Annotated in this window: 11 protein-coding genes; 8 read left to right on the top strand and 3 right to left on the bottom strand. The window is 62.2% G+C overall.

The window, feature by feature from the left end; translation table 11 throughout:
• On the top strand, positions 1-826 hold an 826-nt coding region (locus tag KAY22_RS21325), incomplete at its 5' end, for a M23 family metallopeptidase (protein WP_296625232.1).
• On the opposite strand, the gene KAY22_RS21320 is transcribed toward KAY22_RS21325, so the two are convergent.
• Positions 816-1,070, bottom strand: coding sequence for a hypothetical protein (locus tag KAY22_RS21320; RefSeq protein WP_296625231.1), 255 nt, complete (start codon positions 1,068-1,070; stop codon positions 816-818). The genes KAY22_RS21325 and KAY22_RS21320 overlap by 11 nt on opposite strands.
• 170 nt (positions 1,071-1,240) lie before the next feature.
• On the opposite strand from KAY22_RS21320, the gene KAY22_RS21315 reads away from it, so the two are divergent.
• The 7 genes from KAY22_RS21315 (at position 1,241) to KAY22_RS21285 (ending at position 5,726) form a co-directional block, all read left to right on the top strand.
• Positions 1,241-2,611, top strand: a complete 1,371-nt coding sequence (locus KAY22_RS21315) for an IS1380 family transposase (protein ID WP_020817822.1) — start codon at positions 1,241-1,243, stop codon at positions 2,609-2,611.
• Positions 2,612-2,836: 225 nt separating this feature from the next.
• The gene (locus KAY22_RS21310) at positions 2,837-3,196 is read left to right on the top strand and encodes a hypothetical protein (RefSeq protein ID WP_286881408.1); all 360 of its coding nucleotides are present in this window, start codon (positions 2,837-2,839) and stop codon (positions 3,194-3,196) included.
• A 27-nt stretch (positions 3,197-3,223) separates the two neighbouring features.
• Positions 3,224-3,889, top strand: a complete 666-nt coding sequence (locus KAY22_RS21305) for an SOS response-associated peptidase family protein (RefSeq protein ID WP_286881415.1) — start codon at positions 3,224-3,226, stop codon at positions 3,887-3,889.
• A 44-nt stretch (positions 3,890-3,933) separates the two neighbouring features.
• Positions 3,934-4,215, top strand: coding sequence for an HU family DNA-binding protein (locus KAY22_RS21300; protein ID WP_010409234.1), 282 nt, complete (start codon positions 3,934-3,936; stop codon positions 4,213-4,215).
• Positions 4,216-4,262: 47 nt separating this feature from the next.
• Positions 4,263-4,415: a hypothetical protein gene (locus tag KAY22_RS21295; RefSeq protein ID WP_007406311.1), complete on the top strand. Its 153-nt coding sequence runs from the start codon at positions 4,263-4,265 to the stop codon at positions 4,413-4,415.
• On the top strand, positions 4,390-4,584 hold the full coding sequence (locus KAY22_RS21290; protein WP_010409232.1) for a hypothetical protein: 195 nt from the start codon (positions 4,390-4,392) through the stop codon (positions 4,582-4,584). Before KAY22_RS21295 ends, KAY22_RS21290 begins: the two co-directional genes overlap by 26 nt.
• A gap of 791 nt (positions 4,585-5,375) precedes the next feature.
• Entirely contained in the window at positions 5,376-5,726 is a 351-nt protein-coding gene (locus tag KAY22_RS21285; protein ID WP_296625230.1) for a hypothetical protein, read from the top strand.
• Positions 5,727-5,822: 96 nt separating this feature from the next.
• Here the strand turns inward: KAY22_RS21285 and aac(3) are convergent, their stop codons facing one another.
• Together aac(3) and KAY22_RS21275 are read right to left on the bottom strand one after the other, a co-directional pair.
• A complete protein-coding gene (gene aac(3) / locus KAY22_RS21280) occupies positions 5,823-6,680 on the bottom strand; it encodes an aminoglycoside 3-N-acetyltransferase (RefSeq protein ID WP_286881410.1) in 858 nt (285 codons plus the stop codon).
• A 135-nt stretch (positions 6,681-6,815) separates the two neighbouring features.
• Positions 6,816-7,496 carry an O-methyltransferase gene (locus tag KAY22_RS21275; protein ID WP_286881412.1) on the bottom strand — a complete coding sequence of 227 codons (681 nt, stop codon included), beginning with the start codon at positions 7,494-7,496 and terminating at the stop codon, positions 6,816-6,818.
• Between the last annotated feature and the right edge of the window lie 344 nt (positions 7,497-7,840).

Here is a 7,840-nt window from a genome sequence, read left to right as displayed (position 1 = left end):
CCGCGTCGCATCGGTCCGCGACGAACTGGGTGTAAGCGTGCCTGAGCGTCTGTCGGGGCAGTTGCATGGCCCCGCATCGGCGACCCCGGGTGCGGTAAACCAATGGGGCAACCAGCGCGCAGCCGGCGTCAGGGCGCAAGGGCCGGACGTGTCGATCCGGGAGAGTTCGCGCGATCTCGACCTGGCCGGCAATGTCGCAGACGCGATTCCGACTGCGTCAGTGCGCATCACCCGTGGCGCATTCGAGGTCGGCAATCAGGTTGATGAGGCGAGAGGCACGGCAACGCGCCTTGGGGAGCATGTTCAGGATCGAAACGATTCATGGATCGGTGCAACTGTCCCGGGCGTCGAGGCAACACGGGATTGGGTGCGCGACAATTTAGGGATCGGTAGTGGCTCCAGCCACGTCTTCGAAGTCCCTCGTGGCGAACGTGCGATCCTGCCGATCTCGGGCCGACTGAGTTCCGGTATGGGCGGTCGGGTCGATCCAGTGACAGGCGAACCGGGCCGTCATCATCGTGGCGTGGATATCGCCGCGCCGGCAGGGACGGAGATCCGGGCACCTGCATCGGGCCAGGTCATCCGAAACGACTACCAGGCTAACGGTGCCGGCAATTATGTGGTTCTGCAGCACGGTGACGGCTCACAGAGCAAATACTTCCACATGCAGGAACGGTCCGGTCTGCAGGTCGGAAGCAGCGTCGATGCAGGCGCCGTGATCGGTCGCGTAGGCAGCTCCGGGAAATCAACCGGATCGCATCTCCACTACGAATTGTGGAAAGATGGCGTTCCGGTCGATCCGAGACGATTTCAGCTTAGGAATTGAAGGGTACGATAAAAAAAGCAATTACTAACAGGATAAGAACGAATACAACGACCCAGCCATTAGTGCCTTCAGCAATCTGAGATTCCTCCACCGATGGGAGAACCTGATCCATCAATTCCCGCCCGCGGGGTGTGCTCAGATCGTACATATTCTCAGGGCTGGCATAGTAGGACGAGCTGGGAAGCGATGACCCACCAATCGGATACCGATCCCAGTTCATCTGGCCAGTTTCGTGGTTCAACATGGCCGCTCCTTCCTCAATCCATAGCTGACCGTGCTGGTCAGAATTAGGCTTGCAAAGCCTAGCCCGGCTTATTCATCGGGCTCAGTCAGCAGGGTTGGCGGGAGTGGTGTAAGCGATTGCTTTGATGTAGGAAAATGGGTGTCTAGACCAGTCCTGCAGCGAGGCAATTTATGCCACGGGCCACACCCGCCGGGAGCGATGATAGCGCGCCGGGATTTTCGTTTCCAGCGATCGGGCGCAAGAAGATCACAGCCGCGTTCGACGGAGGTCGGCTCACCTCGGATGGCGGTGTTCTGCTGCTGGCACAGGCCGAGCGCGCGATGGGGCTTTGCCGGCGGCTTGCGGCTTGCATTGCCGATCCGCGGGACCCTGTGCGGGTGATCCATCGCCTTGATGACATCCTGCGTGCCCGGGTGTTCGCGATCGCCTGCGGCTATGAAGACGCCGATGATCTCGACGCTCTGCGCGACGATCCGGGCTTCCGTCTGGCGCTGGGCAAGCTGCCGGGATCGGGCGCGGGGCTGGCCAGCCAACCGACGATGAGCCGGTGGGAAAATGCGCCGACCACACGCGAACTGGCCAGGATGATGGCCGCGATGATCGACATCTACTGCACCAGCTACCCCGCCGCGCCGGCGGCGGTGACGCTGGATATCGATGACACCTGTGACGTTGTTCATGGCTATCAGCAGCTCTCCTTCTGGAACGGGCATCATGGCGAGCGCTGCTTCCTGCCGATCCATGTCTACGACACTGCCACCGGCCGACCGGTGGCGATGCTGCTGCGCACCGGCAAGACACCGTCGGGCGCCGAAGCTGCCGGCCACATCCGGCGCCTGGTGCGCCATCTGCGCCGGCACTGGCCCGAAACGCACATCACCATCCGCGGCGACGGGCACTATGGCCGGCCCGAGGTCATGGCCTTCTGCGAGGCGGCCGGCGTCGACTACGTGTTCGGCCTGCCGACCAACGCCGCGCTGCGTGCTGATCCCGAAATCGTCGCTGCCGCCGATGCCTGCGCGGTTAAGCGGGCTCAGCGCCAATATCCGGTCCTGCGCAACTATGCCGAGACCCGCTACGGCGCGAAGAGCTGGAAGTGCCAGCGCCGCGTCGTCGCCCGGATCGAGGCCAGCACGCTGGGCATGGACATCCGCTATGTCGTCACCTCGCTGGCCGAAGGTTCGGCTGAGCATATCTACGACACCCTCTACTGCGCGCGCGGCAACGCCGAGAACCTGATCAAGCGCCACAAGACCCAGCTTGCCAGCGATCGTACCTCGTGCCGCTCAGCCAATGCCAACCAGATGCGCCTCATCCTGCACACCGCCGCCTACTGGCTCGTGTGGCGCATCCAGCAGGAAATCCCGAAGGCTGCCGCGCTCGCCACCGCCGAGTTCGCAACGCTGCGCCTGCGGTTGCTCAAGGTCGCCGCCCGCGTCATCGAAACCGCTACGCGCATCCGCGTCGCCTTCGCGTCAGCCTGTCCCGATGCCAGCCTGTTCAGAACCATTGCCACCGGCCTCCGGCCGGCACCCACATAACCAGCGCGGCAGTGCCGCCCAAAGCCCGAGCCCTCGTCCTTCAACCTCGAAAAGCCCATCGATCCTGACGCGGTGAAAAAAACCGCCGGAGGAGCTTGCTCTGATCACCCGACGACCGACAAACCATGCTCGCACGAACCCGGAGCGGAGGCCTCATGAATAGTGCGGGCTAGCATATCGGATTGAGTTTTGCGAGGGTTTTCACCCGCACTGACGGAGTGAGGCATGGCGGAGCAGAGCGGCGAGAATCCGGGCACGATCGAACGCTACGAGGCGCTGCTGCGCGAGCATCTGCTGTTCTACGATGCGCTGCGTCTGCGCGAGCGTCGGCCGAGGAGCGCGGCGCAGCGCCAGTTCCAGGACGTGGCGTGGGGGAAGGCCGCGCCGGTCACCGATCACGAGCTCGCCTATGTCTGGCACTTGAAGGCGCGTAGGATCGCGCCGTTCAACATTCCGGTGCCGGCACCGCATATCGACGACGTGATGGCCGGATTCGACGTCGGCGCGCGGCCGGTGAGTGGCGACGTTGGCACGAAATGGGATAATGCCTGGCGCGAGTATCGCGGTGGCCGGGAGTTCTTCTAGCCTGGGCACGATGAAGGAGCCGGACCGATCTGCAACCGATATCGGCTGAGCGCCAAACAGGCCGCGGTGATGCGGGCGGTAGGTTTCGAGCCGCCTTATCCCGAGGACGAAACCTATCCGGTGCCGCGCGAGATTTTTCCGACCGGCAAGAAGACCGCGCGCTATGGTCTGGTCGTCAGGCGGGCAGGGGAGGGTAACCGCCCGCTTGAGCCGATCACGATGGAATGGGGCTTCCCGACTAAGGTAGCGAGCAAGCGCGACCCGGCGGTCAAGCTGGATAAGTTCGTCACCAATGCGCGGAATCTCTCATCGTCGATGTGGAAGCCGTCGATCGCCAGTCCCGATCGCCGCTGCCTGGTCCCGTTCACGCATTTCGCCGAACCACATCCCGAGGGCGGGAAGGGCGATGACGGCAAACCCCGCCAGATGTGGTTTTCGCTGCCCGACCAGCCCATCGCCTTCTTCGCCGGTCTGTGGCGGCCGACCGAGCGCGGCGATGCCTATGCCTTCTGCACCACCTCTCCCAACCCCACCGTCGATCCCTGGCATCCCAAGGCAATGCCGGCGATCCTTCACCCTCGCGATTTCACGGCATGGCTCGACGGCAGCTATGAAGACGCCCTGAAGCTCGTCCGCCCCTATGAGGGCGAGATGAGCGCGCAGGAGGCAACTCCCGATGGCGGCGCGACGTGAACCGGGCTAAGGCCGGTCCAATCATTCACCACCGGGACGTGTTCATGACGACGACATCCGATCTGGCCGAACAGCTCTCCAATACCCATGGCCTCGCAAAGGCGGACGCCAGGAAGGTCATCGATGCGATCCTTGCGAACATCACCGCGGCTGTCGCGACCGGCGAGGAAGTCAGCCTCAACGGGTTCGGCAAGTTCAAGCTGAAGGACACCCCAGAGCGCCAGGGGCGCAACCCGTCGACGGGCGAGGCGATCACGATCGCGGCGTCACGCAAGCTGACGTTCGCGCCGGCGAAGGCGGTCCGCGATCGGATGAACGGCAAGTGATAAACGGGCCAGGGTTTTAGAACGCTGGCCTAAACTGAGGGGACTTCATGGCCGATACCGCAGCCGACTACCGCGCGAGGGCAGCGGCCGACCTTGCCGAGGCCCAGCAGCTCGTTCTGCCCCATGCTAGGGACCGTATGCTGCATTCGGCCGATCGCTGGTCGAAGATGGCTGATGCGGCCGATCGCCGTGTCCGGTAACGAAAGCACGACGGTCGCGCTCGACGTGGCTAACTGGTCAGCGGTCCAGGCAATGGTCGAGCGTCTCGACGACAGGGCTGTGATAGCGATCTACGAGCTGGCCGAAGGCGCTGGTCCGGTCGCGGACCTCGCGGCCGCACAGATGGAAAAACGCAACCTCGACTATTGAGCCAAGTTAAGAGTTCGGCCGCTGGTTAAGCCGCTGTTGCCAAGCCGGCACAAGCCTGCGGTTTCAAGCCGAAGTGCGACACGCCTCGTGGCAGCGGGGGCAGCGTGGAGCCCCCAAGCAGCGCAGCGCTGCCCCCGCTGAGGTGGCCCCATCACGGCTCCTGCGCTCTTGGACCCGCTGCACCAGCAGCGGGCTTGGTCACGGCGGCGGTGCCTCGCGCCGCGCTTTTGTTAGCGGATTGGTAGCGGAGATGTGCCATCCCGATAGACAGCTTATGCTTGGGATTACATCATGATGCCGGCCTGCCGGACTTACGTCGCTGTCTCGGCGCTTATCGGACTCAGTGCGTGTGGGACAGCATCGTCTTCACCGCTCGACAGCTTCAACCACGCCCACTGCGTGGCCGCATTCTACTACGGCAGGCAGATTGCGTTAGGCGGCCCAAAGCCGAACCTTGAGCTGGCGGTTCAGTCTACAGCTAGATTTCTCTTCGAGGGTAAGCGTATGAAGGCCGATGGCACACTTCAAACAAGTGAGATGGAGTCCGCGGCCGTGCTGAGCGCTCATGGCCGCGACACCGAGGCCATGACCCATCTCTTACTCGATTGCGCGAGACGGCAGGATGCCGATCCTGCATACCGAGCGCTGAACGAAACTGGCCAACTGATGGCAGCAGCTCGCAAGACAGACCCCGCCTGCAAAAGTGATCGGGTGTGTGGGATGATGCGGTAGGGTTCGATCGGCGGGAATCAGAAGGCAGGCAGTCACCAGCGCCCTGATACGGAGGGCAGATGGATCAAGGGCGTGAGTCGATGATTAACGCGAGCGACGTGGATCGGATCGCGCAGGGATGGATAAACGAGTATTCTCAAGATCCATACGTCGTGCGTGTTGAACGCGATCGCAGATACTACTTCGAGCTCGACGATTTGATTTATCAGGACCCGCAGTCCGCTCTGCTCGTTTTCGAGGTGGCGGCTAGGCAAAATCTCAGTGATTGGTGTCAAGAAGGTCTCGCGGGTGGACCGATCCGGGAGTTTCTTTACCTCCATCCTGATGTCTACGCATCTGAGCTCGCCCAGATTGCCTCGCGGACACCTGCCTTCTCGAAGCTTTATGCCCTAGCGCTCGAGGGCATGTAGTGTCCGACTTTGGCAGGGAAGCGGAACGTCTGCTTACAGGGCGCCGAGGGCAATACTTGAAATGGCGCGGCACCACGGTCTGCCGAAAACGATGGATTATCGGGAAAGAGGCGAAGCAGCTCCGATCGCACTCGCCTGATGCTGAACCGCCCACGCTTCCAGCCACCGAATGGCGAAGGCGAGCACCGGACGAGCATCGACCAACAACGACGGCGCAGCGCCGATCGCACCCTGATTGCCCCCGCCATCCTCGACATAGGCGGTCACGATCTGCTCGATGTAGTTTTCAGGCAAATCCTCGTGGATCGGGTCGCCAGTCTCGAACTCCTCCATGAAGTGCCATTCCGTGCCATCGGCGCCTGCAAACGGCACTTCGATCCGGATCGTTCGCTTATCGGCTATGTTAGCAAGGTGGTCGGCATGATGGACCAACGTCATGGTGTCCCACGGCGCGCCAACCATCAGAACTCGCCCGTCAATTTCGACCAGCTTGGACAGAGGAGTGTTCTCGCCGAAACCATAGTCGAGGCGGTGATCGGCCGTGATCCAGTCCGCCAGCTTGCCGACCGCCGCCACGGATGCGCCGGGGTTGGCACTCCGTCGCGCGCCCTTCATCGTCCGAACGAACTCGGCGATAATGCCGTTCATCCGCACCGCACGCGATGCCTGCTGGTCGAACCCAGGCACGTGGTCACGCCATTCGGGTAGAACGCGGCCATCGTCGTCCAGTAGGTCGTCGTGAACGCTATCCCAGCTCGTATAGACGAGCATCGTGCCTTCGGAGCCAACCACATCGAGGATGGCGTTCGACAGCGCGTCCGGTCCATTCAGAAGAGGCCCGACCTTACTCATGGCAGCGTGAACCATCACGGTATCGCCTGCTCGCAGCCCGATACGGGTCAAATCGTCGCGCAGGGAGGCACGGGTGCGGAAGTCCGGAAGATCGTCGTCCATGGCGCCTTGATGCTTCATTATGGCAGGAACCCCAAGCCCGGCGGGCTATCACCCTCTTCCCGGAAGAAACGGCCACTGAGACGGCCGAGAGCTTCCCAGAAGGATGGTTGAACGGGAAAGCTCTGGCCGTATCCGTCAGTCGCGCACGATCGCCAAGGCGAAGCCGTCCCAGCCTTTTTCGCCAACCGTCTGGATCGCGGTCGCGTCCAGACGCGGCTCGGACGCGATGATCTCTAAAAAGGCGCGAACGCCCTGCACGTTCGCATCTTCACTCGCCGGGTCTTTCACCGCACCGCCACGCACGACGTTATCGCCGACGATGACCGTTCCAGGCCGGGAGAGTTGAAGCGCCCACCGAAGGTAATCCGGATTGTTCGGCTTGTCCGCGTCGATGAAAATAAGATCGAATGGACCCGCTAACGTCGGCAGAACATCGAGCGCCTTACCGACATGAAGTTCGATCAACTCGCTCAATCCGGCACGATTGATGTTCCGCTGTGCCGTAGCGGCGTGCCTCTCATCATACTCGATCGTAACAACTTTGCCGCCGATCGGCAGCGCACGCGCCATCCAAATGGTGCTGTACGCCCCGAGCGTTCCGATCTCCAGAACGCGCGTGGCTCCGACCATCCGGGCAAAGAGCGCCAGCATTTTCCCTTGCGTGGCAGACACATCGTGGGCCGGCAGGTCGTTGTCTGCATTGTCGGCCAATGCAGATCGTAGATGCTCGTCCTCAGGCGCGAGCAGACCGGTAAGATACTCATCAACTGCCGCCCAGCTCGCGGAGTCGGCCGTCGGATAATCTGGAACTCGCATTTCAACGCCTCGAAAGTGAGTGATCCTTCTCGGCATAAGGCATTTGGCATGTTTCCCTCAAACGAAGGTCGCGTGGGACGGCTGACGGCGGGAAGGCGCGCTCGATGGCAACGAGGGCGCCATTTTCCCGAAATGTGTTCCCGATTGGCTTTTCCCGAAACTGCCCGGTGCAGATGGAGAAACGGGACAACCTATGGCCGTCTGATCGACCTCCCCTTGGCGGTCGAAGCTGTTGGCAGATAACGTGAGTGCGACGCCTCGTTTGCGAGCAGCGCCGGATGATGGCGAGCACATTGGCAGCTAATTCGAGCACGGTGCCACGCGCCAGTGGCAGATAGCGTGAG

Origin of the sequence: Rhizorhabdus sp. (assembly GCF_018006725.1) — a bacterium.
Classification (GTDB): Bacteria; Pseudomonadota; Alphaproteobacteria; order Sphingomonadales; family Sphingomonadaceae; genus Rhizorhabdus.
This window is presented reverse-complemented; position numbering and strand designations above follow the sequence as displayed.